Below are 26,295 nucleotides of genomic sequence, written 5' to 3'. Positions count from 1 at the left end.
AGGGAGGTTCCCATGAGTATCCGGGATCGTATCGAAGCTCTGGAACAGCGAATTTACGTCGCCTGTTCCGAAGGAGATTATGAAACCGTCAATATGCTGGAAAACCAGTTGGATGCATTACGGGGCCGCATCGAACACCCATTCGACGACGACCCAAATGCGCTGGAAAGTAGCGTAAACCGTGATGACGATTGGCGTTAAACTCTGCCCGATAACGCTAAAAACCTCCGCTTTGTGCGGAGGTTTTTTTTTAAAGGCCAAGCTGTGCTTTTAGCGCCCTTATGCTGTCAGTAAGCACTGTGTCCAATGTCTGCTGCTCTGTTCGGTAGGCTTGCAAAGGCGAAATATCAGTTTCAATTTGTTGGCAAAGCATCATCAGGCTGGTGAGACCTAAACTGCCTGCGCTGCCTTTGAGCTTGTGGGCTAAATTCTTTATCTGTTCGCCATCGCCTGCGACAGATGCCTGTGCCATTTGAGCCGCGATTTCTTGGCTACTTTGGGTAAATAGGGTGACAATTTGCACCATCTTTTCTTGGCCAAGAATATGCAGATCCGCGTTAAGCAGCTCGACGTTCAGCAATTCACTTTCTCTATCAAGCAAAGAGATTACATCGCTAGCTGACTGGTTTTTCGGCTCATTGGGCTGGCAAAGCCAATGTTGTACTTCTTCAGCCAACGCTTCTTTTTGCAACGGTTTTGCCAGATAGCCATCAAAGCCAGCCGCGAGATACTGCGCGACTTCCTCATCAAAAACATGCGCAGAAACGGCCACCATCGGCGTGTTGCAATTCAAGCCGCCTTCTTGTCTTTTGAGGCGCAGCATTAGATCACAGCCGTTGCAATCTGGGAGGTTAATGTCAATCAGGGCAAGATCAAAAGCGTGCTGCAGCGCAAGCTCTTCTGCCTCTGATCCATTTTCCGCCACCAGCACCTGATGGCCCAAACTGTGCAGAAAACCCTCCGCTACCAAGCGATTCACAGGATTGTCTTCAACCAGAAGAATTGTCGCCGAAACATTGCTCGCGCATGGCTGGGCACGAGTTTCACTTTCTTCCGGCACCTCTGTGCTTTCGAGCGGCACACTGAACCAGAATCGACTGCCAACGTTTAGCTGAGATTCCACCCCGATCTCGCCACCCATTGCTTCGACCAATCGCTTACTGATCGCCAGTCCTAATCCGGTTCCGCCTGCATGAGCAAGCCCTTCCCCAACCTGCGTAAAAGCATCAAACAGTTTCGCTAGTGCCGCTGGAGCGATCCCAATACCGCTATCGCTTACTTCAAACAGCACTCGCGTTTCATCTTCAGGATCACGGCAGACGTAAATATCCACTTCACCGTCGGTGGTAAATTTGATCGCATTGCCCACTAAGTTATTTAACACTTGCCCCAAGCGGGTCGCATCACCGATCCAGTGCCGCCCTAAATCAGATTCAAGGTGGTAATCAAACGCCAGTTGCTTCTCTTTCGCCCGGCTTTTCATCAATTGAAAACTATCTTGCACCAGTTGCGGCAAATCGAAAGGCGCAAGACGGATTTGTAAATGCCCCGCCTCAATTTTCGAATAGTCGAGCACGTCATTGAGAATGGTGAGCAAATTATGCCCACTACGGTCAATGATATCTGCGTAATACCGCTGAGTAGCATTGAGCCCCGAATCGATGAGCAGTCGCGTTGTGCCTAACACGCCGTTCATCGGTGTACGTATCTCATGGCTCATGGTGGCCAAAAAAGCCGACTTAGCGCGATTTGCCTGTTCGGCTTCTATCCGTGCTTTCGCGTGATTGAGTACCTCACTATTGAGTTTTTCATTGGTGAGCTGCAACTGACTGGTGCGCTCCGCAACCACTTTTTCGAGATGCTCTTTGTGCTCTTGCAGTTCGCGCTTGGCCTGCGCTTCACCTTGCGCCACGATTTTCAATGCTTGGGCGGTATCACGCGCTTTGATGATCGCGCGTCCCATTTGCGCCAATTCATCCTGCCCTTGAACTTGCAGTGAGACATTCAGATCCCCTTGAGCGACGGCAAGCAGCGCAGCAGAGTACTCGGTTAAACGTTTGACGACTGACACATACACCACACGCCACACGATCAACACAACAATCGCGAAACCCAACAACGAAATGAGCGTCAGTAAAGTACGGGCAAAATCCAACGTTTGCGTGAGTGCTTGCGCCGCTTCGCTTGTGGCCTGATTGGACACATCGACCAAGTGACTAACGGTACCGTTTAGCTGGGTAAACAGATCCACCGTTGCTAGCATCAGTACTTGAGACTGCTGATTGTTTTCCTCTTGCTGGGAAAGGAGAGAAAAGACATGTTTCCGCTTGGCAAGTTGCTGTAATAGCTGCGCCATCTGCGCTAAACGTGTGGGGTCTTCCACCGCCGAGACTCGTCTCTGCATCAGCTTGAGATTGGCGGCAAACTCACGGCTCACCTCATCAATACGCTGTGCGTTGCTCAAGGTGCGCGCTTCTTCAATCTGATTGAGCATGCGAAACGCCAATAAATGCAACTCATGCAGACGCTCGCTAAGATCGAGATCCACCTCAACAAACGCATCCAGCGCTTGGATGATTGCTTCACGCTCCCCCACAGAGAGCAGAGCGTACAGATGGGTAATGTTGGCCACGGCCGTCGTACTGGTATTGAGCACTTGCGTGCGCGTCAGTTGCTCCAGCTCGTTACTGAGTAGACGCATTTGTGCGGTTTGCGCTGCGATCTCCGAGGCCAGTTTGAGCCTTGTCTCAACCGAGAGTCCGAGCTGCGCCAAGTTATCAATAACCTGCTGCACGTTCACTTCCAGACGCAAAAGCAGGTCAGGGTCAAACGAGCCACTACTGCCGAGCGTCTTGATATGTGAAAACAACTTATCTAACTGGGTAAACACGACTTTGCCTGCCGCTTGACGCTCGGGCTCATTTTTGGCGTTCGACAAGGTTTGTACCGAGGCAATAATGCGTGAGCTGAGTTCGGAGACTTGACGCGCCTCTATCATTGCAGGAATCGCGGTATCGACAACATTACGCTCAGTTTTCGCCACCAAAGAGAACCCCAATACGCCAATCAATGCAGAGATCATCACTAACATCGCCAAAGCAATAAACGAGAGCAGCAATTTGCGGCCAATGCTGGCTGTGGCAAGTAACATACTTAAGAGACCTATAGCTGAATCGACTGGGTAAGCGCTAAAGAATACGCTATATTCTGCAAAGTTACCGCAATCCACTGACATTGACCTTGCTGCATGTTAAAAACCAACCCACTTTGTTCGACATTAAGCTCTATGGGCTTACTTTTCTTCGCCACTCTCACTTCCTCCACTGCCATTGCCAGCGAGAAGCTATGCGCCATCTATCCGCACCTGAAAGATTCCTATTGGCTATCGGTTAACTACGGCATGGTTTTGGCGGCGCAAAGACTGAATGTAGAGCTGCGCGTTTTGGAAGCCGGCGGCTACCCAAATGTCACTAAACAGCAGCAACAACTTCAGCAGTGTCGTCAATGGGGCGCACAGGCTATTTTACTCGGCACGGTCGACTCGCACGCATTCTACGATGATTTGCAACGCTGGAGTGGCGAGGTGCCTGTTTTCGCCACCGTCAATCAACTGGTGCTCGATGAGCATCAGCGACCCCAGCTAAAAGGCAGCGTTGGTGTTGATTGGTATTGGATGGGATATCAGGCTGGGCGCTATTTGGCAACAAAACATCCTGCCGGCAGTGGCGTAGTTCAAGCCGCGCTGCTACTTGGTCCAAGCAACCGCGGCGGAACCAAACCCGTCGAGCAAGGCTTCAACGCCGCTGTTCAAGACAGTGATGTTAAGGTGATGGTTCATCTTTCTGCCGACAATGACAAAGAATTACAGCGTAACTTAGTGCAACAAGTGATTGAGACACAAACGGTTGATTACATAGTCGGTAGCGCAGTTGCGATTGAAGCGGCCATCAGTGAACTGCGCAGCAGCGGGAAGTCACAACAGATAGGACTGGTGTCGACTTATTTGAGTCACGGCGTCTATCGCGGCTTACTGCGCCACAAAGTGGAGTTCGCCCCGACCGACCAAATGGTCAAACAAGGTCGCTTATCCGTTGAACAAGCGGTGCAATTTTTGCGCAGCGCCCCTTATAAGCAAACGTTAAGCCCTGATATTCAACCGTTAACACCCGACACGCTTGAGGTCTCAACTATTGAAGACTCTTTATCACCATCCGCATACAGGCCGACTTTTCACGTTAAAGCAGTTGAATCCCAACCTTAAGTTATGCTTAATAAGGACAAACCGAATAGGGTAATTCAAACGGAAAACTTTGATGCAAAAAACGACTCGTACCATGCCTGCGCACAAACATATCGCATTGGTTGCGCATGATAACTGCAAACCAGAGCTGCTGCGCTGGGTAAAAGAAAACAAAGAAAAGCTGCAACGCCACTTTCTTTATGCCACTGGAACCACAGGTTTTATGCTGAGCAAAGAGACAGGATTGGCGATCAAGAGCATGATCAGTGGACCTATGGGCGGCGACCAACAACTTGGCGCGCTGATTTCTGAAGGGAAAATTGACGTGCTAATATTCTTCTGGGACCCGCTTAACGCCGTCCCCCATGATCCCGATGTAAAAGCGCTACTGCGCATTGCCAGCGTGTGGAACATTCCCGTCGCAACTAATCGTGCAACGGCCAAGTTTCTCTTCGCTTCGCCTTTGCTAGAGCAAGAAGTGGATATTGAGATCCCTGATTATCAGGCTTACCTTGCCGAACGAACCTGAGCAAAGAGACTGTCACTCCAAGCTGCCGCAACGGCAGCTTTTTTGTTTGTCCCTTGATAGATTGGAGCACTAGGTCAACATATTGACCAAATAAACGTACTTACATCAAACATATTCAATAAACTGTTTTCATTTGGTTAACAAGTCTATCAATGAGGCTTTATGATGAGCATTAAGCGATTATTTTCATATTATCGCTTTGGCTAGGAAAGGACCAATAATGAAAAAGATAACCAGAACACTTCCATCAAAGAAACGTATTGCGCTTGTCGCTCATGATGGAATGAAGCACGACCTGCTAATCTGGGTTCAGCGAAATCTCAGTGCATTGCAAAATCATCAACTTGTTGCCACCTCAACCACCGCGCAATATTTATCGATGAACACACCACTACACCTTGAGAGATTAAGCAGTGGCCCGATGGGCGGCGACCAACAAATCGGCGCGAGAATTACCGAAGGAGAGATTGACGTCTTAGTGTTCTTCTGGGATCCGCTCGACGCGCATCCGCATCAATTTGACGTCATTGCCCTACTCAGATTGGCAACGGTATGGAACATTCCAGTGGCCACTAATCCGTCATCGGCCGATCTCCTGTTTGGCAACCATCAACTTGGCGAAGTGATGCCCATCACCATTCCAGACACGCCAACCTGTGTCTATCAACAAAGGTAAGTGCAAAAATCAGGACTGTTTGACCACAGGGTAAGCCTCCTCGACCAGTTCCTGAACAAAGCCCGAACCTGAACCATTGTGTGTAATCCACACTTTCTCCCGAGCGCGGGTCAACGCGACATAGAACAACCTGCGCTCGTCAGCATAGGCAAAATCATCACTAGACAGCGTAAGCGCATTGTTGAGGTGCAACTGCTTTTTCTTGGCTGGAAATTGCCCTTCATCGACGCACAGTATTATCACGTAGTCTGCCTCTTTGCCTTTGCTGGCATGACAGGTCATAAAACGAATATCAAGCTGCGTGAAGCGCTTAATCCAATCGTCACACAGATCGGGCTTGTGGTAATGGTTACGCCCAAGCAACAAAACCGATTTGTTGCCTTTACTTTGACGATTCAACTGATCAAGGATCTTTTCTACTGAGTTACTTGGCGCCGTATAAACGGCTTTCTGCTTTTGTTGCTTAAAGCTGTTCAACTGCTTTTTCAGTTGGACAGGATTTTGCTGAATAAAACGGTTAGCCACTTCGCCAATCATATTGTTGAATCGATAAGTGGTGTCGAGCTGGTGCACTGTCGAGTGAGTAAAGCGCGCTTGAAAACCCGTTGTCAGGTCCACACTCGCGCCAGCAAATTGATAGATGGCCTGCCAGTCGTCCCCGACCGCAAACAAGGATGCTCCCGGCTGTTTATTGGTTCGTTGACTCAACGCCTCCACCAGAGCAAGACGATCTGGCGAGATATCTTGATACTCATCCACCATAATAAAGCGCCAAGGAGAAACAAATTTTCCTTGTTCCACATAGCGGGTTGCGCGGCTGATCATGGTCGGAAAATCGATTTGGTTGCTCTCTTTAAGCATTTTCTGCCAAGCAGTGTAACAGGGCCAGCACAGCGCCAACTCACTGTTTAAGCGCGTATAGTCTGCCAGCTCCACCAACCGCTCTTGTACCTCTTTTTTGCCAATACCGAGCGCGGCAAGTTGTGAAACTTGATTTTCCAACCATGAGAGCAACTTAGGGTTTTCAGCATGACTCCCCAGCTCATCATCACCAGTTAAATAAGCGATAGGCCATTTCGAGAGATGTTTCTGCCAACGTTTGAAGTTGGTCGGCGTCATCCAGTGCTTCTTCAACCAGTCGACACACCAAGCCATGCGCAATTTGTCATCCAACGCCATCGGGGAGATTTCCACTGGCGTCTCTTCAACTTGATTGACAATCGACAGCCCCAGTTGATGAAAGGTTGATACGTTGGTTTTCTCCGCTGCCAAGCCGATTTTATCCCGCAGGCGTTGGCGCAGCTCGTCTGCCGCCTCACGGCCAAAAGCCAGCATCAAGATCTCTTCATCCCTCGCCTGATGACTTTGCAATAAATACGCAACCCGAGCGGTCAACACGCTGGTCTTGCCCGACCCCGCTCCCGCGAGCACTAGGTTGTGATCATCGTTAAGCAAGACTGCATACTGCTGTGAGATGTTTAATGGCGAGGATTCAATTTGATTGAACAGCACTTCCCAGTTGGGTCTCTCACGCTCAAGCCATGCTTGATTGCGTTCGAACAATTTTTCAGAGCCGTGACGCAGCCACTGTTCTAGCCGAGCGACGCGTTCAGGAAGACGCAATTTCGCTTCCTCAAGCGACATTTTCATTTCTGTCAGTTGCTCGGTAACCTGATTTGCCCATGCCTCTAATGCCGAATGAGGCAGATAAGCCGGAAGATGTTCAAGCCGGTGTAACTCGTCTTCCCAGTGCGGCAGATACTGGCTCAACTGGCGACATTGCTGATTATGCCACTCTTGATAACAATTCACCGCTTGACGCGCAAAAAGCCGACACTCTGGCCAAGGCAAGCCTTGCACCAGCCAGCTCTGTTGACGACCATCCACTTCGTGGGCAAAAAATTGCAACGCTCCCCAAAATAGGCCACGTTGAACCCTTACCTGACCGTTCCATACGGTGAAAGGAATATGTTCCTCACTGCCAACCGACGCGAGCAGCAGATGGTTATCGCTCAATTCAACATGATGATACTCATTCTGGATAAAAAACTGCGCTGTCTGATTGGCGGTTAGTAACATGGACAAATTGCTCTCGGTCTCATTTTTGCTTTGCTCGGGTTATACCATGATGACACTAGAAAATGTAGCCAATCATCCCCACACTGGCAGCCAAAGCACTGATTGGTGGATTCTCCAGCAACTGCAACTTTTTCTGTGTCTAAGTCATAATTCGTGACCTTTGTTCTGTTACACTGACAACCACTTCGTTTTAGTCAATGATGCACAGGATACGTGTGAAATTCAGATCCCGGCTTCGCCATTTTTGGGCAAACAAAACCATTAATTACAGTGTGCTGATCCTACTGACGCTGCTGGGGGTGGTGATTCCCGCTTGGTATTATCAACAACATACCTTGATAACCCCGTTAATTCTTGGCGTTATTGCTGCTGCGCTGGCAGAAAGCGATGACAGCTTTAGCGGGCGGATCAAAGCTCTCATCCTCACCTTTGTCTGTTTTGCCATCGCGGCCTTTTCCATCGAACTGCTTTTTGCCACTCCTTGGCTGTTCGCTATCGGGCTGTTTATCTCTACCTTTGCTTTCATCATGCTTGGTGTGCTGGGGCCCAAATACGCCAGCATCGCTTTTGGTTCACTCCTGCTGGCGATTTACACCATGCTGGGCGCGCATGAGAGCACCAATATCTGGTTTCAACCCCTGTTATTGCTGTCAGGAGCCGCTTGGTACTACCTGATGTCGATGATTTGGCAGATCCTCTGGCCAATGCAGCCCGTGCAGCAGAGTTTGGCTATGGTCTTTAGCCAACTCGCCAATTATCTGGATGCCAAGGCCAAGCTGTTTCATCCGGTCACTAATCTCACTCCGCAGCCGATGCGAATTGAAGCGGCGAGACTCAATGCCCTGACAGTAACTGCGTTGAATAACTGCAAAACCACTCTGCTTAGCCGTTCAAAACGCGGACACATTGACGGGCCGAGCGATCGCTTCCTTAACATCTACTTTATTGCTCAGGATATCCACGAGCGGGTAAGTTCAAGCCACTATCGCTATCAAGATCTGGCGCTGCAGTTTGAGCGCTCTGACGTTCTCTTCCGCTTCAAATATCTACTCGAAAGCCAAGCCAATGCATGCCGAGAGATCGCCGAATCGCTGCGCCTTGGCAACGAATACTCTCACAGCCAGGTGTCGATTTTAGCCTTGGCTGAATTGCAAAACGCATTAGGCTATTTACAAGAGCAGAAAAATCCTGCTTGGAACAGGTTACTGGCCCAACTTAACTATCTGTTTAATAACTTGGCGACAGTGGAAAAGCAGTTCAACAACATCAATAACCCCGACGCAGAAAGACCAGAAGAAGGGGTATTAGATGACACCAATCCGCACACGCTCAAAGCCATGTGGCAACGGATTCAGGCCAACATGCACCGCGATTCGATGCTGTTTCGCCACGCCATTCGCATGGCAATTGCTCTGACTGCGGGCTACGGCATCATCCAAGGAATGGGGATTGAGCGCGGCTACTGGATTTTGCTGACCACCTTATTTGTCTGCCAGCCCAACTACAGTGCCACTAAACAGAAGCTGACAGCTCGTGTAGCAGGCACGTTTGCTGGTTTGCTCATTGGCGTACCCCTGCTTACTTTTTTCCCTTCGCAAGAGAGCCAACTGGTATTTATCGTGGTATCTGGAGTGCTGTTTTTTGCATTTCGCATCAACAACTATGGGTTTGCCACCGGTTTTATCACCCTATTGGTTCTTTTTTGCTTCAACCAACTCGGCGAGGGTTATGCCGTGGTTCTGCCACGTCTTGTTGATACCTTGATTGGTTGCGCACTTGCGGTTGCGGCAGTGGTTTGGATCCTACCCGATTGGCAGTCACGTCGCTTACACAAAGTAATGGCGGATGCTGTGGAAGCAAATAAGCAGTATCTGCTGCAGATTATTGGTCAATACCGAATAGGCAAAAAAGATAGCTTGGCCTATCGAATAGCAAGACGCAACGCGCACAACAGCGATGCCAACTTATCTTCAGCAATCAGTAATATGCTGGTCGAGCCGGGCAAGTACCAAACGTCGGTCGATGAGAGTTTTCGTTTTCTCACCCTTAATCACGCCATGCTTAACTACATTTCAGCGTTGGGAGCACATCGCACGCGTTTAGATGATGAAACCACACATCAACTGGTTTTAGATGCGCATCGTGTCATTCATCAACATTTGGATGCACTGCAAGCACAACTTTACCACCATAGCGAATCTTGCGAATTAGACATCAATAATGAAGCAGAGCTCGATAGACGTCTGAGCGAATGGCGTGAGGATGATGAGAGCAGTGCGCGTATGGTTTTGCAGCAACTTCATCTTATTTATCGAATGATGTCAGAGCTGCACTCTTTGGCGAATAAATTTGCCGTCCGAGTCGATAAGTGAGGCGAAAATCAAGGCAAAAAATTTCACTCTCGCCTAAACGCTTTCTGACATTTTTCGGACAATAAAACATCGTTCAATAATTATAGTGCTATTCATACCTTTAGCTTAAACCGCAATTACCCGAAAAGGACGTTGAAAAACGGAGGGTTAACAACATGAGTAGCACTGATTTTGAAAAACTTCGCGATGCGTTGAAAAAACTGTCTCCTTTGCAACTGAAACGCTTGCAAGGAGAGATTCAGCAGGCATTAGTAAAACGCAATGCTGATATTCTAAGCCGAGAAGAGCGTGATGCGCTGGCTAGGCTTTTTGCATAAAGAGACCTACGCTAAAGAGACCAAAGCATAGTTGCCAGATTTGTCAAATCGCACTACCCTTGTACTAACAGGTTGGTTTTTATTCAGGTGCATAATGGCGATTTCAGGGATTCACTCAGGATATCAAATGATTCAGCAATCCAACCGGATGGCTGAAGATGCTGCTGTTGATCTCAACAAAAATAGCCTACCTTCTTCTGCTTCCTCTTCTTCGGATCCCCTTGCTTTCAACCGGGTGGATACAGAAAGCAAACCCGCCGAGAGAAAAATAGAAAGAGCAAATTTTTCTGCTGATCACACGGATGCGTTGATGAAGCTCAACCAAGCTGCACGTTATAATCGTATCGGCGCGACGGTTATCGAACGCAACAACGACGTCATCGGCTCTTTGCTTGATATCCAAGTTTAGTATTTTTTATTCCACTCCCCCCATCAGATACTCCACAAAACGCAAGCAAACAGCATAGGTACAAAGGTGTATAGCTGTTGTGTACCCCTCCATTTTCGTTGCAGTGAAATCAGCATAGGACTGGTGAAGAACATGAAAAGTAGATAGAAGATTGCGTAGCGCTCTCCCAGCCAAAACAGAAAGAAAACGTTAAGCAAAAAATGGATCAATATATTCTTCTTACTAATCTTGAGCTTCAAAGCCAATAAGATCGAAAATAAAGCAGCTATCAGCAAAAACATAACACACCAAATGAGAATAATTATCGTTATATGAATTATACGCTCCACTTGTACTCTGTCTAGCTATCGATTTAATAGGCGTCGGCTTATACATTCCCTCAAATTATGACCAAACGGATTTAACCCTGTTATTGAGTATCTTCTTTCTAAACGTTTGCGTAATCGCTAACCTTCTCTTAACCTTGATTTGAGGCTTTCATCACGGAATTTCCATTGATATAGTCAATGTAGACAAAACAAGATTAGACCATTCGAGGCACGGAGCTTCCTCACTTATCTCAAGAAGAGAAGAATTGGTACCGACATATTCGGCAAGATTTAAGAGGGTCAAATTATGGAAATGAATATGGTTGAAATTCTAGGCTACGCGGCTTCAATCATGGTGGCGATTTCGCTAACGATGAAAGACATTGTGCGTCTTCGCGTACTTAACTTTATCGGCTGTGGACTGTTTACTGCCTACGGTCTGATGATCGATGCATGGCCAGTGGTTGTCACCAACGGCTTTATTGCATGTGTCAACGTGTACTTCCTTGCGAAGATGCAACAGGAAAAAAAAACTCTGACGCCTGAGAAAGCCTAACTGCCACGGCAAGCGAATTAGAAAAGCCCCTGACACAAGTTCAGGGGCTTTTGTTTCCAGCCATGGTTGTTAGTGATATCGCTATTGTTGGATAACTGGTTAATTTAGCAATCTTGCCAGATAAGCTCTATCTCTTCGCGGCGAGAAAACATCTGTACGTGCGAGGCGATCGTCGCTTTTTGCCTCTCCAGTTTTTCTTCATCTTCCGCACAACAAATAATGGTTAAGCTCGATGTCCCTTCATCCACTTGCATCAACGAGGTCCCTACAGGGAAATTCACTTCACCTTGACATTCATCCCATTGGGCGGGGACTTTTCGCGCAAAATGACGACAAAGAGTCACCAGATATTTGCCCGCGTGCTTAGAGAAAATACGCGTTTGTTGTTTTAGCATGCTTTGCTCACTGGCTGGGACAAAACGAATTGTCCCAGCTGCGTTGGTTATTTAGGTTGTTAGAATTGGTAGGCCGCAGAAAGTTTGATGTTTCGGCCCGGTTCGTAGTCGTCTAAGGTAAATCCTCTGGCAACCCCAGAGCGAGACGCGTGCGAGGTGTAGGTCTCATCAAACAAATTGTCGATACCAAAGGTCACGGTCAAACCATCGACTTTCTGTGGGATCCACTGCGCGTAGAGATTGTGAGTGTTGTACCCCTCTTTCACTGGTGCGCCAGCCAAGACATTATCTTCCTCAAGTACCAACATTGAGCTCCAACCCAATAGCACATCCCATGACGCTGCATAGTAATCTAGGTTAAGTGCGATACTATCACCCACATCCATACTGCGGCCATTTGCCGCCGCAACCGCACCGCCAGTCTGCTTATTTTTGATGTCCGATTTAGCGTAGGAAAGCTTACCGTTGAAAGCGTCATAACCGTATGAAACGGCCGCTTCGAATCCTTTGATCTCCACATCAGCCATGTTGTAGTAAAGATATGACGTTGTCGCCTCATCGTATGCTTCGGCTATATAGTCATCAATATCGGTTTTAAACAGCGTCAGATTGGCGCCAAACGCGTGTTTATCGACACGCTGACTAAATTTCACACCACCTTGCGTGTTTTGCCCGGTTTCCGCTTTAATATCATCGGCGAGGTAAGCAACGTCTTGATAGGCAACAAAGGTTTCCATCAGTTCAGGGCCTTTGAACAAGGAGCGAGTGCTGGCAAATACGCTCCAAGCGTCGCTTGCTTGCCACTCGGTGGCTAGAGCCCAAGTCACATCATCAAACTTATGAGTTCCCGTTGTTGCTTCACGTTTATAGTCGTCTGAGCGCAGACCTGCAGTGATGGAGAAACGTTCCGTCAACCAAACTTGATCCTCCACAAACAGGGCAAAGGACTTGGCACTTTCTTTCATAAATCGCTTTTCGCCATAAGACGATGACGAGGTTTTATCCATGTAGTCAAAGCCGTATGTCAGCGCATTTCTGCGCCCAGCTAGGTCAAAATTCGACACAAACTTCGCATTTAAGCCATCGTTTTGGTTTTCCGCCGAGTTTTTGCTGACTCGGTTACCTGGCCATCTTGGGGCCATACCGGATTCGTCACGTTTGATCTTGGTTTTAGTGGTGTAGAGCGTCACTTTGCCTTGATGTTTGTCACCGCGCAGTTCATAACCCAACGTCACCGTATCACGGTTGTACTCCGTCGGGATCAACTTATCCTGAGACAAGCCTTGGTTTGCACCGCCCGACATATCAGGTCTTGGGCTGTAGTCGCCCTCATCACGATACAAATCGTAGCTCAGTTCCAAGCGATGCAGATTGCTGATCTCATAGCCTAACTTACCGAGAATATTGTAAACATCACCCGCGCTGCCAAACGTGGTGTCGCCATTTCCGTCTTTGAAATCATCTCGGGTCACATAATTGGCATAGAGCATGTAATCAAGCGGCTCACCAAGCAGGCCGTAAAGTGTCACTGATCTCTGCTGGCTGTCATTGCTGGCATAGCCGCCATACACACGAACGCCAAACGACTCGTCATAGCGCAGCAAATCGCGAGCATCTTTGGTTTCAAAATAGACTGAGCCACCTAGCCCGTTTTGGGCAACAGAGTTGTTCCCCACTTGAATCTCCGCCGCTTTTAAGATGTCTGGGTTGAGCGTTAAGTTACCAACGTGGTGAAACATGTTGGCATGTTGTGACGCACCGTCCAAACGAATATCCAGATCCGTTTCCCCAAGACCACGAATTGTGATGCGCTGGTTCACGGAGTGCGTTCCACCAACATCCACGCCCGGGATCTCGCGCAGCAGATCCGACATATGATCCGCTTGCTTTAGTGAGATGTCGTCCGACACCATCGATTCTGTGTTGCTGGAAACGTGCGTTCCCCAAACGACAACGCGTTCATCACTTGCATTTTCTTGAGCAAAACTGTGCCCTGACATAATCAGACCGATTGCCAGACAAAGAGCAGAAGGTCGAAATTGACGATTATGACGTTTTTCCATTTAAAAGATTCCAATTTAAAATAGTGTGATAATGATAATAATTCGCAGTTATGATAAGTTTCATTTCTATGAACAGGAAGCGGATTTGCTTATGCAAAATCGCCTTTGAGTTATGAGGAAAGGTCAAAATGGCGCGAGTGGTAAGAAATCGAGAAAGAAGAAGAAAAATTGCCCTAACCGAGCAAATTGGAGAACCAGGTCAACAACAAATTATTACCAAGGGGAACTCTGCCAATACGGTACTGGTTGAAGGCCAGTTTCTCAACTACCGCTATGCAGATGCGATCGCCTTGCAAGGCAGTATCAGCACCGAACTCAAAGAGAGCGAAATCGTCTCAACCGCGCAGCCGTGCCTGAACTTGGTGTTTTTGCTCAGCGGCAAAGTAAAATTTGGTTTTGATAACCGCGAGTTTGAGCTCTGTGCTGCTGAACAGCCAAAAGCGATAGTGATCAATCTAGCCCAACCGACCACGTTCAGACGCACTCTGCTCGCCAACAATCAGATCAAAAAGCTCAATATTGCTATTCATCCCGATTGGTTAAAGCACCGTTTAAGCGGCGACGAACCGATTGCTCACTTTCTTTCGCATCATTTGGCCTGCTGCGAACTGCCTTTTGCAGAAAACATGGCAAAAGCCATCAGCACCATCCTCGCCATGTCGGTCTGCGGCTCTTTACAGCAAAAGCTACAACTGGAGTGCCAGTCTCATTTGTTGATCGCACAGTGCTTAAATTTACTGAATGAGCAAAACTTCGAGCGCCCTACTTCAGAGCCACATCATGACTATCACAAAATCGAACAGATCCTCTCTTACATTGATGCAAATTTGCACCAGCCGCTCGACCTGACTCACTTGGCCAAGCGCTTTTCCATGAGCGTGTCCAATTTACAACGCCACTTTAAACAGGCGCTCAACTTGACCATCAGCGGCTATATTCGTCATCGCCGTTTGAACATTGCCAAAATTCAGCTTGAACGTGGATTGATCAGCGTCACCGAAGCAGCGTATGAGGCGGGCTACCATCATCCATCCAATTTCACCAATGCCTTTAAGCGTACATTCGGCATCACTCCCAATGAGATTGCACAAAAGCCACTACTCAGTACAATCAAGGGAAACAGCGCAGCCTGAGGTAACGATGAATATTGGTGCAATTGCAAAGTTAACCGGATTATCAAGCAAATCGATCCGCATGTATGAAGAGAAGGGGCTGATATCGCCGCCGCTGCGCAGCGATTCAGGCTATCGCGAATATGGGGCAAAACACATTCAGGAACTCAACCTCATTTCTCGTGCTAAACAGGCAGGGTTTTCGCTGCAAGAGTGCAAGGAGTTTGTGCAATTGGCCGAGAATCCTGAGCGAAAGAGCAGCGAAGTCAAAGCAAGAACCAAAGAAAAACTGGCTGAAGTGGAACAGAAAATCGCCCATTTACAGGAAATCAAGCAGCAACTGGAAAGTTGGATCACCGCTTGTCCAGGAAATACCGACAGCCACTGCCCGATTTTAGACGATTTGACGCGCTAAGCTAGGCGTTCAATTCGAGTGGGTTCAAACGCGTTGAACCCACGGACAGAGATCAGTAGTAGGTGCACATCCGTTTGCCTTGCTGCTCAATGACGTGAAAGGGCGTTTCGTAAATCTGTTCGAGAACCTGCGCTTGGATCACCTCATCAACCGGACCATTTGCCACAATCTTGCCCTGTTTGAGCGCGATGATGTTGTCTGAATAACAGGAAGCAAAGTTAATATCATGGATAACCACCACCACCGCTTTGTTCATCTCTCTAGCTAACTGACCAATCGTTCGCATGATTTGCAGCGAATGCCGAATATCGAGGTTGTTGAGTGGCTCATCGAGAAACACATAGTCGGTATCTTGCGCAATTACCATGGCGATAAACGCGAGCTGACGCTGGCCACCGCTGAGCTCATCCAAATACTTGTGCTGGATCTCTTGCAAATCAAGGTAGGCTATTGCTTGATCGATCTCCTGTTCATCTTGGGCGGTTAAACGCCCGCCACAGTGGGGAAAACGGCCAAAGGCGACCATTTCGCGAATGGTAAAACGCATGGTAATGCTGTTGGCCTGACGTAACACCGCCAATTTTTTCGCCAGCGCTTTGGTGTCCCAGTCACTCAACTCTTTGCAATCAATGAACACTGAACCGCCATCGCGCTGTGTCAGCCTAGAAGCCATTGAAAGCAATGTACTTTTACCTGCGCCATTCGGGCCAATAATCGAGGTAACTTTGCCTTTTTCAAACTGCGCACTGGCCTTATCCACAACGGTTTGTTTACCAAAATGTTTGGTGATTTTTTCTAAAGTAATCATAAGCTTTCTTAAACAATACGGTTACGCAGCAGCATGGAAATAAAGTACACGCCACCGATAAAATTGATGATCACGCTCAAGGTGGTTTGAAACGCCAGTACATTCTCCACCATCCATTGACCAACGAGCAGCGCACACACCGCGAATAGCGCGCACCCTGGAAGCAAAATCGTATGGCGATAGGTACGGAAAATCTCCCTCGCTAAGTTCGTCACCAACAAACCAAAGAACATGATTGGACCAACCAGCGCAGTGGAGATAGCAACCAACAGCGCACTGTAGAGCAGCACGCGCTTGGTTACACGGTCTACATCAATGCCTAGACTCACCGCGTTGTCTCTATCGAGCCAAAAGACATCTAACACGCGGCTCATTCTCAACAGCAAGAAGGTCGCAAGCAACAACATCGGCGTGACAAACAATACCAAACCACCATCAACATGGTTAAAGCTGGCAAACATGCTTGCTTGCACAGTGGCAAAATCGTTCGGGTCCATGATCATCATGAAAAAGGCGGCCACGTTAAAAAACAGCTGTCCAAGGATTAAGCCGACCAGCAATAACGTGATCAAGTTGCGTTCACCGCGTTGAAAATAAAAGCCAAACAAAGCGATGGAAAACAGCACCATCACCACGGCGGACAGCGTGAAGTTCAAATACACATTGAGAACGAGATGGCTAACGGTGCCAAAACCGACCACAATCAGCGTTTGAGTGAGCAAATACAGATTATCGAAGCCTAAAATGCTCGGCGTTAAGATGCGGTTGTGTGTGACGGTTTGAAATACCAAGGAAGCTTGCGCAACCGCAATCCCCGCTAAGATCATCGCCAGCACTTTAGGGAAACGGCGTGAAAGGAAATAGTGATAATTATCCACCGTTAACCCTTTACCAAGAAACAGCACAGCGAAAACCAGTGCGATGAATAGCATCACCAAAAGCTTACTGCGATCAGACACGCTGCTTACCTCCGAGTAACAGATAAATAAACACACCGCCACCAAGAATGGCAATCACCATCGAAATTGGTATTTCATATGGGAAGATAATCAGACGTCCAAGAATATCGCAGCACAAGACGATCAAAGCGCCATACAAGGCGGTAAGCGGAATGTTGCGGCGCAGATTGTCGCCATAAAAATGGCTGACTAGATTTGGTACGATCAAGCCCAAAAACGGCAGCTGTCCGACAATCATCACCACGCTTGCGGTCATCACCGACACCAACAGCACACCAATCACCACCACTTGCTGATAGTTGAGTCCAAGATTGATGGCAAACTCTTTTCCAAGGCCAACGGCAGAAATACGCGTGGCATAGAGATAACTGAAAATGGCAACAGGCACAGCGATATACAGCAACTCGTAGTCGCCCTGTAACAGGTTGGCAAAGTTTGCGACCGACCAACCAGAGAGATTCTGCATCGCGTCATATTTGTAGGCGATAAAGTGGGCTGCCGATTCCATGACGTTACCGAAAATGATGCCCACCAGCGGGACGAACACGGCGTTCTTAAACTGAATGTGCTGGATGACAGAAACAAACATCAAGGTGCCAACCATGGCGCTACCAAACACCATCAGCCAACTGTTGCCATGGCCAAAAAGAACCAAACTGAGCACATATCCGAACATAGTGCATTCAATCGTGCCAGAGGTGGATGGCGCAGCAAAACGGTTTTGACTTATCTGCTGCATGATTAGGCCAGCGATGCTCAGCCCTGCACCAGAAAGCAGAATGGCGAGCAAACGAGGGATTCGACTGGTAAACAATAAGTTGAGGGCTTCTTCATCGCCAGCGAGCAGCTTTTGGAGTGAGACATCGCCCACTCCAACAAACATTGACGCTAAGGCGCAAAAAAACACAACAAGCAATAACTTTTTCAAAGTTAACCTCTGCCTGTGTGGATTAAAGATTCACGGATTTCTTGATGTCAGCGATCATTTGTTCGGTCGCCGTCACACCAGCAATCGAAAGGTACCAGGCATCGAGATCCAAATAGGTCATACGTTTGTCCTGAAACGCTTTAGTCGACTTGATGAGGGCGTTGTTAAACTCCTGAGCTGTTTTGCTTTCACCTTTGTTGACTAACTTGTCGCGGTCAATGATGAACAGCGTGCTCGGGTTCGCTTTACTGATAAATTCATAGGAAACCAGATCACCGTGACTGCCCGTTTTTAGCCCCGCCACCGTCTCTTTGAAACCAAAATCTTTGTAAATCGCTTCAAAGCGTGACTCAGAACCGAATGCCGTGATATTGCCACCAGAGCTCATCACCGTCAGTGCATCGCTCTGATGCTGCTCGTTATAGGCATGCAGCGCTTTAAACTGCTGGTCAAGTTGCTCAATTTTTTGCTCAACTTTATCGCTAATAGCAAATACTTGGCCGAGATTACGCCACTGCTGCTGCGTACTTTTCCAGTAACCTTGTTGTTGGTCGACTGCAAATACCACCGTAGGCGCAATTTCCGACAACTCTTTGTACTTAGTCGCCGCGCGAGGTCCAACAATAATCAGATCCGGCTTTTGCATGTAGATGGTTTCAAAATCCGGTTCAAAAAAACTGCCTGCAGAAACAAATTTCGCTTGCTGATATTTACTCAAGTAATTCGGAATGACCGACGCTTTCGCCACGGCAATTGGTTCAATGCCGAAGTAGTCGACCGCGTCCAATGCACCGTTGCCGATCACCACAACCCGCTGTGGCACTTTGGACAAAGTAGTTTTGCCCATTTGATGTTCAATGGTAACTTCATTTGCTAAAGCCGTTGTAGAAAAGAGCCCAGTGACTAAAACCATACCTAAGTAGTTTTTCATATCATAAACCTTAATGAGACCGATTATCATGCGCGTTGGCAATATACAGATTGTCACACGGATATTCAACTCATCTCTTGCCATTCAGGAAAACGGTGCGGTTTCCTACTCTGCAAAGTAAACAAAAGGAGCGACTGTCGCGCAGCTACGCTCCTTGATTGTACCTTGATGTTGCTATTCGCCTTTTTGTCGTTTAGCTATAGGGAATTAAGGTGTAACGTAAACATTGTGGTATCAGTACTGTCAACCAATAAACCAACCCCGCAGAGATCCAAAAGATATTGATCCAACTTAGACGAGAGTTCGAGATGCCTTTGGTATCGCCCATAATGTCATTGATCATCTTCTGCAAAAGATAGAGTGCCCGACAGGCAAACGGCAGGCTTATCACACTAAGATAAAATGAAGAAGGTAGCCCGATACTTTGCTGAGAGAGTCGATCGCCGATTCGCCCGAGCAACACAAAAGCGATGTATTGGCTGGCTAGCCACCCCATCTCTTTGAGGTAGTTTACTCTCAGTTCCGGCTCAAGAGATGCCACCATACGCTTGATCAGCGAGGGAAAAAACAGAATATCCAAAAGTGCACGTGGAAATAACCATATGCTTACCTGATTATTTTTTTTAAACCCCCACCAATTCTTGTAACACCAATAAAAGCCATAAAGACCAAATGTCGCAAGATAGAGTGTGATAAACTTCCCCTTAGAGACTATGTAAAAAGAGCGAATAAACGATTGTTGATGATTTGTTGTAGACATTTTATATTTCATAGTGATTATAGTTATATTAGGCTCAATATTTCCTCAACTATTATAAGCAATGCAATTACATTACAACCGCCCATAAAATGTTAAGTTTCATGAAGATAACTTCATAACTTTCATTATATCCACTCTTATGATCAAGTCAGCAATATAATTGTCATTCGTCAATTAATTAGTATAGTTTATGTAATATCAACACATCTTGCAGTAGAGTCACCTTATATAATAAGAAAAGTTAACATTATTTTCTAATTGTTTTATCCGTAATAGATATGACATTATCCCCATATCGTAAACGGTAAAAATCCGTAATAACAAAATAGCGCATTAATTAAACTTCATCGCTGACTCCAGAAGTGGACCCCGCTGGTTGGACACATAAGCTCATTTGTTAAGTGGTTGACCCAGCTCATGCTGCGTATCTTTGCCTACCGAAGTAGGCCTCATCAGGAGTGAGGTTATTCAGTCCTTGATGGTTACGCTCTTCATTATAAAACACCATGTAGTTGCCGATTTCAAGCTCGGCTTCACGGGGCGTGGTATAAGCCTTTAAGTAAACCTCCTCATATTTCAGGCTTCGCCATAATCGCTCAATGAAAACATTGTCAACCCAGCGGCCTTTCCCGTCCATGCTTATACGTATGTCATGTTCAATTAACTTCTGTGTGAACTCTGTGCTGGTAAACTGGCTGCCTTGATCTGAGTTAAAGATATCAGGTGGCCCATAATGCTTCAGCGCTTCCTCAAGCGCTTCGATACAAAAACTCGTGTCCATGGTGTTGGATAGTCGCCAAGCCAGCACTTTGCGGCTATACCAGTCGATAATCGCAACGAGGTACAGGAACCCCTTCGCCATCGGGATGTACGTGATATCAATCGCCCAAGCTTGGTTTGGGTAAGTGACTTCGATATCACGCAACAGGTAGGGATACACCTTGTGTGCTTTGTTAGCCAGCGTCGTTTTGGGCTTGGGATAAATCGCCCCAATCCCCATATCGCGCATGAGTCGAACAACACGCTTACGATTAACGCTATGGCCCTTTTTAGCCAGCTCAGTTCGAATGCGCCGACTGCCCATAAACGGATACTGCAGATGAATTTCGTCAATCATACGTCGTAACGTGATCTCCTCAGCAGAGAGTCCGATGGGCTGATAGTAAGCGGTAGAGCGAGCAATATTGAGCAGCTCACATTGGCGCTTTATCGGCAATGGGGTGGATTTAACCAGCGAACTCTTTCGCTGGGCTCGGTCTAACGACCGAGCACTTTGGCCAAAAAATCATTTTCCATGGTCAATTGACCGATCTTGGCGTGAAGTTTGTCCACATCTTCGGAACTCTCTTTTCCTGAGTGATTTTCGGTGGCAAAAATCATGGCTGCGTTTTCAAGCAGCTCCTTTTTCCATGTTGAGATCTGGTTAGCGTGCAGGTTATATTTCTGAGCTAGCTCAGCGACGGTTTTATCGCCTTTAGCGGCATCGAGAGCCACCTTAGCTTTAAACTCAGGAGAGTGGTTTCTACGTTTTCTAGTCATAATCTGTCCCTGTATTGTTGGGTACTATCAAAACAGATCGACCACTTAAAGTCATGTCCGAAAATTGGGGGCCACTTCTTCCATTCTGACATTGGGTTGACCTATGGGTGAGCAATGATTAAGATCACACTTTTAACAAAGTGCAGCAAAAGAGAAGCCGTAAACTCAGCGATCAACTCTGCTTTATCCTTTTTGCAAAGACTTTGTTCCCCACTTTTTATTGCAACCTTTTATAGAGAATGAACATGTTACATACCATCAAGCGCGATTGGTTTTCCAATGTGCGAGGAGATTTGCTGGCAGGCCTCGTGGTGGCCCTAGCACTCGTGCCGGAAGCCATTGCGTTTTCGATCATTGCAGGCGTCGACCCGAAAGTCGGCCTTTATGCCTCTTTTAGTATTGCGGTGATCATCGCGTTTGTTGGCGGACGTCCGGGTATGATCTCAGCGGCGACCGGAGCCATGGCACTCGTTATGGTGACCTTAGTCAAAGAACACGGCTTGCAATATTTGCTCGCAGCCACCGTCTTGACGGGAGTGATTCAGATCATCGCTGGCTACCTGCGACTGGGTGATCTGATGCGTTTTGTTTCCCGTTCCGTCGTCACGGGTTTTGTTAACGCGCTGGCTATTTTGATTTTTATGGCGCAATTGCCGGAATTGACCAACGTCACTTGGCACGTTTACGCCATGACCGCCGCTGGCCTCGGAATTATTTATCTGTTCCCGTACGTGCCTTATGTCGGCAAACTGCTCCCTTCGCCTTTGGTATGCATCATCTCCTTAACGGCAGTGGCCATCACGTTTGGTATTGATGTGCGCACCGTTGGCGATATGGGTGAACTGCCCGACACCCTGCCGATTTTCCTTTGGCCAGATGTGCCGATGACACTCGAAACGCTGATGATCATTTTGCCTTATTCCTTTGCATTGGCGATTGTTGGCCTGCTTGAATCGATGATGACCGCAACGATTGTCGATGACTTGACCGACACCAGCAGCGACAAGAACCGCGAGTGCAAGGGCCAAGGTATCGCCAACATTGCAACCGGTTTTATCGGCGGTATGGGCGGCTGTGCCATGATCGGCCAATCCATTATTAACGTGAAATCGGGGGGCCGTGGCCGTCTGTCGACCTTCTGCGCGGGCCTGTTCCTCATCATCTTTGTGGTGTTTTTGAGTGATTGGCTCAAACAGATCCCAATGGCTGCGCTGGTTGCCGTGATGATCATGGTTTCGATTGGTACCTTCTCATGGAGCTCAGTCAAAGAGCTGAAAACCCACCCGCTGTCGACCAATATTGTGATGATCGCTACCGTCGCTGTCGTAGTCGTGACTCACAACCTAGCCATCGGTGTGTTTGTCGGCGTACTACTAGCCTCTCTGTTCTTTGCCAATAAAATTGGCCGTTTCATGGTGGTGAAAAGCCAACTGGCTGAAAATGGCGAAGAACGTACTTATCAGATTGTTGGACAAGTCTTTTTTGCCTCTTCAGATCAATTTTTGCAATCGTTCGACTTCAAAGAGGCTCTGGAGCGTGTCACTATCGATCTCTCTGCGGCGCATTTCTGGGACATTACGTCGGTTTCGTCTTTAGATCGCGTGGTGATTAAGTTCCGCCGCGAAGGCACCCAAGTGAATCTCATCGGCATGAACGAAGCCACCGCGACCATCGTGGATAAATTTGGCATTCACGATAAACCAGAAGAAGTAGAAAAACTCATGGGCGGACATTAAGGAGCACATCATGACCCATATTATCGCCTGTATCGATGGTTCAACTTACTCGCAGTCTGTCGCTGAGCTCGGCGCTTGGACGGCGAAAAGCCTTAACGCCCCGCTCACCCTGCTGCATGTGCTCGACAAATCAGAGCAAGAAACGACGAGTGAGCTGTCGGGCAACATCGGCCTTGGCAGCCGTGAGTACCTGCTGCAAGAGCTGATGGAACTGGATGAAAAGCGCGCCAAAGTCGCCCTACAGCATGGCAAAGCGCTGCTAAATGATCTGCAAGAGCAACTGCACAGCTCGGGTTTGCACGATGTGACTAAGCTGCAAAAACATGGTCGTTTGTTGGAAACCTTATTGGATTTGGAAGCTGAGACTCGCGTTTTGGTGGTGGGCAAGTCAGGCGATTTGCATAAAAACGACACCTTAGCGATCGGTTCACAACTCGAAAGCGTGGTTCGTTCAATCAAAGCTCATATCCTAGTGGCAACAGGCCAGTTTGTGCAGCCAACCAGCTACTTGCTGGCGTTTGACGGCAGCGAAGTCAGCCAGAAATTAGTCGAAAAGGCGCTTAAGACTCCGCTCCTTGCAGGAATGGCTTGCCACTTGATCATGGTGGAAGATGCCAACGATAAAGCGCAAGCGTTTAACCAAGCCGCGGCGACATTGCGTGAAAGCGGCATTGAGGTCACGCAAGCCACTTTGCAAGGCGACGTTCATCGCGCCATCTTAGATTATCAGCAACAGCATCAACTGGGCATGATTGTGATGGGCGCATACGGCCACTCTAAATTGCGCCAGTTTTTCTTAGGCAGCAATACCACTCGGCTGCTGGCCGAATCTCACGTGCCAATGTTACTGATTCGTTGATGCTCCAAAGCCTTGTCCTCTGACAGGGCTTTGTTCTTTTTCTCGTACGCTTTTCTCCAAATAACTAAAATGCGTTCTGTAACGCGTTTTTTGTTTTTATTTCATCAGAACTCGGTATAGTACGCGCCCCAAGACGCACTTTTTCCACGCGAGGTTTGCAACGTGACGACTCCTTTTTCTACCTTACCGCTCAAAGATGAACTGCTAGTAACGCTCGATTCTTTAGGCTACACCGAGATGACGCCAATTCAAGCGCAAAGCCTGCCGTCGGTCTTGGCGGGAGAAGATGTGATCGGTCAGGGCAAAACTGGCTCGGGCAAAACCGCAACATTTGCCTTGGGCTTATTGAGCAACCTCAATGTGCAGCGCTTTCGCGTGCAATCCTTGGTACTGTGCCCAACACGAGAACTCGCCGACCAAGTCGCCAGTGAAATTCGCACGCTGGCGCGTGGCATTCACAACATTAAAGTGCTAACACTGTGCGGTGGTATGCCAATGGGGCCGCAAATCGGTTCACTCGAACATGGTGCCCATATTCTGGTTGGCACACCGGGACGCATTTTGGATCACATGTCCAAAGGACGCATCAACTTAGACGAGCTCAATACGCTGGTATTGGACGAAGCTGACCGCATGCTGGAAATGGGCTTCCAAGATGCCATCGACGCCATCATAGATGCCGCGCCCAGCCAGCGCCAAACCTTGCTGTTCAGCGCCACTTTCCCGAGCGAGATCGAAACCATCGCCGCCAAAGTGATGAAACAGCCGAAATGGGTCAAAGTCGAATCGACTCATCAGCAATCAACCATCGAGCAACGTTTCTATCAACTAGAAAGCACAGAAGAGCGTGACGATGCACTGGAAGCATTGCTTCTCACCCATCGTCCAGAATCTTGTGTGGTCTTTTGCAACACCAAGAAAGAAGTGCAAAACGTGACGGATGAGTTGCACAATCGCAAATTCAGCGTGATCGAGCTACACGGTGATATGGAGCAGCGCGAACGCGAACGTGCACTAACCATGTTCGCCAATAAGAGCATTTCAATTCTGGTCGCTACCGATGTGGCGGCGCGTGGACTGGACGTTGATAACCTCGATGCGGTGATCAACTTCGAGCTGTCACGCGATCCAGAAGTGCATGTGCACCGTATCGGCCGTACAGGTCGCGCCGGTTCGAAAGGGATTGCCATCAGCTTTTACAGTGAGAAAGAGCTGTATCGCATTGAACGCATTGAAGAATATATGGGTATTGACGTGCACCCGGCTAAGTTGCCGCAACCTGAAAATCACAAACCCTATTATCCAGCGATGCGCACCATTCAGATCCTTGGTGGCAAAAAAGAGAAAGTACGCGCTGGGGATATTCTCGGTTCATTGACCAAAGAAGCGGGCATCGATGGAAAATTGATCGGAAAGATCAATATCCTGCCGATGGTCTCTTATGTGGCGGTCGACAATTCTGTGGTTAAGCAGGCCGAACAACAACTGCAAAATGGCAAAATGAAAGGGCGTAATTTTAAAGCCCGCATCATGAAGTAGTGGTCTGAACGACTTCTTGCGCCATGTCTTGATTTTCATCACCGCCGAACCTTTCGGCGGTGTTTGTTTTTTGCTTGTGGCTTTGGCCTTTTTTGTTTAAACGCCAAATTAGACGACTGGTCTAATTTCATCTATAGTGCTCAACATGAACAGTAAAACTTCCGATACTCGCCAGCAAATCCTCAATGTTGGCTACCAACTCGTCGTTAACCAAGGCTTCACCGCCGTTGGCCTTTCCCTGTTGCTCAAAGAAGCGGGCGTACCCAAAGGCTCGTTTTATCACTATTTCAAATCGAAAGAACAGTTTGGTCAGGCTCTAATTGAAAGCTACTTCCAACATTATCTTGCGCAGTTAGAAGCAATTGTCGGCAACCGCGCGCAATCAGGCTACCAGAGTTTGCTTGATTACTTTTCTCGCTGGTTAACGGTTGAACAAGGGGTTTGCAACGCCAACCGTTGTCTGGTGGTAAAACTCAGTGCAGAAGTGTCCGATCTCTCAGACAGCATGCGCCATGCGTTGTCTGTTGGCGCACAGCGTGTGATCGCCACCTTGGCCGAGGCCATCCAGCGTGGTATCGAGGATGGCTCCATTGAGGTTGCGGATGCCACAGCCACCGCGCAGCAGCTCTATCAGCAATGGCTTGGAGCAAGCTTGCTCAATAAATTAATGCAAGATCAACACCATTTAGAACACTGTTTGGCCTCCACCAAACAGATACTGCGCGTTCAGGCGTAACCAATCCGTATTAACCCGTCCCACTGTGG

The 26,295-nt window shown here is 48.0% G+C and carries 24 protein-coding genes; 14 read left to right on the top strand and 10 right to left on the bottom strand.

All coding sequences use genetic code 11. The features are described 5' to 3' along the window. Positions 1–12 precede the first annotated feature (12 nt). The gene (locus EA26_RS10700) at positions 13–201 is read left to right on the top strand and encodes a hypothetical protein (RefSeq protein ID WP_039427366.1); all 189 of its coding nucleotides are present in this window, start codon (positions 13–15) and stop codon (positions 199–201) included. 49 nt (positions 202–250) lie between these two features. On the opposite strand, the gene torS is transcribed toward EA26_RS10700, so the two are convergent. After that, positions 251–3,151 carry a TMAO reductase system sensor histidine kinase/response regulator TorS gene (gene torS, locus EA26_RS10695; RefSeq protein ID WP_039427365.1) on the bottom strand — a complete coding sequence of 967 codons (2,901 nt, stop codon included), beginning with the start codon at positions 3,149–3,151 and terminating at the stop codon, positions 251–253. Between the two features lie 135 nt (positions 3,152–3,286). Between torS and torT the strand changes: the two genes are divergently transcribed. The 3 genes from torT to EA26_RS10680 all read left to right on the top strand — a co-directional run bounded on the left by torT (position 3,287) and on the right by EA26_RS10680 (position 5,445). Then, on the top strand, positions 3,287–4,261 hold the full coding sequence (gene torT, locus EA26_RS10690; RefSeq protein WP_226978333.1) for a TMAO reductase system periplasmic protein TorT: 975 nt from the start codon (positions 3,287–3,289) through the stop codon (positions 4,259–4,261). A gap of 52 nt (positions 4,262–4,313) precedes the next feature. After that, a complete protein-coding gene (locus tag EA26_RS10685; RefSeq protein WP_039427363.1) occupies positions 4,314–4,769 on the top strand; it encodes a methylglyoxal synthase in 456 nt (151 codons plus the stop codon). 220 nt (positions 4,770–4,989) lie between these two features. Beyond that, positions 4,990–5,445 carry a methylglyoxal synthase gene (locus EA26_RS10680; RefSeq protein ID WP_039427362.1) on the top strand — a complete coding sequence of 152 codons (456 nt, stop codon included), beginning with the start codon at positions 4,990–4,992 and terminating at the stop codon, positions 5,443–5,445. Between the two features lie 9 nt (positions 5,446–5,454). On the opposite strand, the gene helD is transcribed toward EA26_RS10680, so the two are convergent. Further along, on the bottom strand, positions 5,455–7,524 hold the full coding sequence (gene helD, locus EA26_RS10675; RefSeq protein WP_039427361.1) for a DNA helicase IV: 2,070 nt from the start codon (positions 7,522–7,524) through the stop codon (positions 5,455–5,457). Between the two features lie 215 nt (positions 7,525–7,739). Between helD and yccS the strand changes: the two genes are divergently transcribed. The 4 genes from yccS to EA26_RS10655 all read left to right on the top strand — a co-directional run bounded on the left by yccS (position 7,740) and on the right by EA26_RS10655 (position 11,486). After that, positions 7,740–9,896 carry a YccS family putative transporter gene (yccS, locus tag EA26_RS10670; protein ID WP_152593679.1) on the top strand — a complete coding sequence of 719 codons (2,157 nt, stop codon included), beginning with the start codon at positions 7,740–7,742 and terminating at the stop codon, positions 9,894–9,896. A gap of 155 nt (positions 9,897–10,051) precedes the next feature. Then, entirely contained in the window at positions 10,052–10,213 is a 162-nt protein-coding gene (locus EA26_RS21975; RefSeq protein WP_167772725.1) for a hypothetical protein, read from the top strand. 94 nt (positions 10,214–10,307) lie between these two features. Then, positions 10,308–10,622 (top strand): hypothetical protein, encoded by a 315-nt coding sequence (locus tag EA26_RS10665; RefSeq protein WP_039427360.1) that lies wholly within the window; start codon positions 10,308–10,310, stop codon positions 10,620–10,622. A gap of 615 nt (positions 10,623–11,237) precedes the next feature. Then, complete coding sequence (locus EA26_RS10655) at positions 11,238–11,486, top strand: YgjV family protein (RefSeq protein WP_039427357.1); 249 nt, start codon at positions 11,238–11,240, stop codon at positions 11,484–11,486. 104 nt (positions 11,487–11,590) lie between these two features. On the opposite strand, the gene EA26_RS10650 is transcribed toward EA26_RS10655, so the two are convergent. Together EA26_RS10650 and EA26_RS10645 are read right to left on the bottom strand one after the other, a co-directional pair. Further along, on the bottom strand, positions 11,591–11,881 hold the full coding sequence (locus EA26_RS10650; protein WP_039427356.1) for a DUF2218 domain-containing protein: 291 nt from the start codon (positions 11,879–11,881) through the stop codon (positions 11,591–11,593). A 59-nt stretch (positions 11,882–11,940) separates the two neighbouring features. Then, positions 11,941–13,944 (bottom strand): TonB-dependent siderophore receptor, encoded by a 2,004-nt coding sequence (locus tag EA26_RS10645; protein WP_039427354.1) that lies wholly within the window; start codon positions 13,942–13,944, stop codon positions 11,941–11,943. Positions 13,945–14,072: 128 nt separating this feature from the next. Between EA26_RS10645 and EA26_RS10640 the strand changes: the two genes are divergently transcribed. Together EA26_RS10640 and cueR are read left to right on the top strand one after the other, a co-directional pair. Next, positions 14,073–15,077, top strand: a complete 1,005-nt coding sequence (locus EA26_RS10640; RefSeq protein ID WP_052079267.1) for a helix-turn-helix domain-containing protein — start codon at positions 14,073–14,075, stop codon at positions 15,075–15,077. A 7-nt stretch (positions 15,078–15,084) separates the two neighbouring features. Continuing rightward, a complete protein-coding gene (cueR, locus tag EA26_RS10635; RefSeq protein ID WP_039427353.1) occupies positions 15,085–15,471 on the top strand; it encodes a Cu(I)-responsive transcriptional regulator in 387 nt (128 codons plus the stop codon). 52 nt (positions 15,472–15,523) lie between these two features. Here the strand turns inward: cueR and vctC are convergent, their stop codons facing one another. The 6 genes from vctC to EA26_RS10605 form a co-directional block, all read right to left on the bottom strand. Then, on the bottom strand, positions 15,524–16,279 hold the full coding sequence (vctC, locus tag EA26_RS10630) for an iron chelate ABC transporter ATP-binding protein VctC (protein ID WP_039427351.1): 756 nt from the start codon (positions 16,277–16,279) through the stop codon (positions 15,524–15,526). An 8-nt stretch (positions 16,280–16,287) separates the two neighbouring features. Further along, positions 16,288–17,238 carry an iron chelate uptake ABC transporter family permease subunit gene (locus EA26_RS10625; protein ID WP_039427350.1) on the bottom strand — a complete coding sequence of 317 codons (951 nt, stop codon included), beginning with the start codon at positions 17,236–17,238 and terminating at the stop codon, positions 16,288–16,290. Then, positions 17,231–18,166: an iron chelate uptake ABC transporter permease subunit VctD gene (gene vctD, locus EA26_RS10620; RefSeq protein WP_039427349.1), complete on the bottom strand. Its 936-nt coding sequence runs from the start codon at positions 18,164–18,166 to the stop codon at positions 17,231–17,233. Before vctD ends, EA26_RS10625 begins: the two co-directional genes overlap by 8 nt. 22 nt (positions 18,167–18,188) lie before the next feature. Beyond that, entirely contained in the window at positions 18,189–19,097 is a 909-nt protein-coding gene (locus EA26_RS10615) for a siderophore ABC transporter substrate-binding protein (protein ID WP_039427348.1), read from the bottom strand. 193 nt (positions 19,098–19,290) lie between these two features. Further along, positions 19,291–19,677 carry a hypothetical protein gene (locus tag EA26_RS10610; RefSeq protein WP_152593678.1) on the bottom strand — a complete coding sequence of 129 codons (387 nt, stop codon included), beginning with the start codon at positions 19,675–19,677 and terminating at the stop codon, positions 19,291–19,293. Positions 19,678–20,272: 595 nt separating this feature from the next. Continuing rightward, a protein-coding gene (locus tag EA26_RS10605; RefSeq protein ID WP_100269006.1) for an IS3-like element ISVpa4 family transposase occupies positions 20,273–21,396 on the bottom strand; the annotation gives its coding sequence in 2 pieces (ribosomal slippage) (positions 20,273–21,144 and positions 21,144–21,396; 1,125 coding nt in all). A 245-nt stretch (positions 21,397–21,641) separates the two neighbouring features. On the opposite strand from EA26_RS10605, the gene EA26_RS10595 reads away from it, so the two are divergent. From EA26_RS10595 to EA26_RS10580, 4 genes are all read left to right on the top strand, one after another. Continuing rightward, a complete protein-coding gene (locus EA26_RS10595) occupies positions 21,642–23,132 on the top strand; it encodes a SulP family inorganic anion transporter (RefSeq protein WP_039427345.1) in 1,491 nt (496 codons plus the stop codon). Positions 23,133–23,142: 10 nt separating this feature from the next. Beyond that, on the top strand, positions 23,143–23,991 hold the full coding sequence (locus tag EA26_RS10590; protein ID WP_039427344.1) for a universal stress protein: 849 nt from the start codon (positions 23,143–23,145) through the stop codon (positions 23,989–23,991). Between the two features lie 162 nt (positions 23,992–24,153). After that, entirely contained in the window at positions 24,154–25,530 is a 1,377-nt protein-coding gene (gene dbpA, locus EA26_RS10585; RefSeq protein WP_039427343.1) for an ATP-dependent RNA helicase DbpA, read from the top strand. A gap of 145 nt (positions 25,531–25,675) precedes the next feature. Beyond that, complete coding sequence (locus EA26_RS10580; protein ID WP_039427342.1) at positions 25,676–26,266, top strand: TetR/AcrR family transcriptional regulator; 591 nt, start codon at positions 25,676–25,678, stop codon at positions 26,264–26,266. Positions 26,267–26,295: the final 29 nt, after the last annotated feature.

This window comes from Vibrio navarrensis (assembly GCF_000764325.1).
Lineage (GTDB): Bacteria > Pseudomonadota > Gammaproteobacteria > Enterobacterales > Vibrionaceae > Vibrio > Vibrio navarrensis.
Note: the sequence above shows the minus strand (reverse complement) of the source record. Positions and strands in the feature narration are given on the sequence as shown.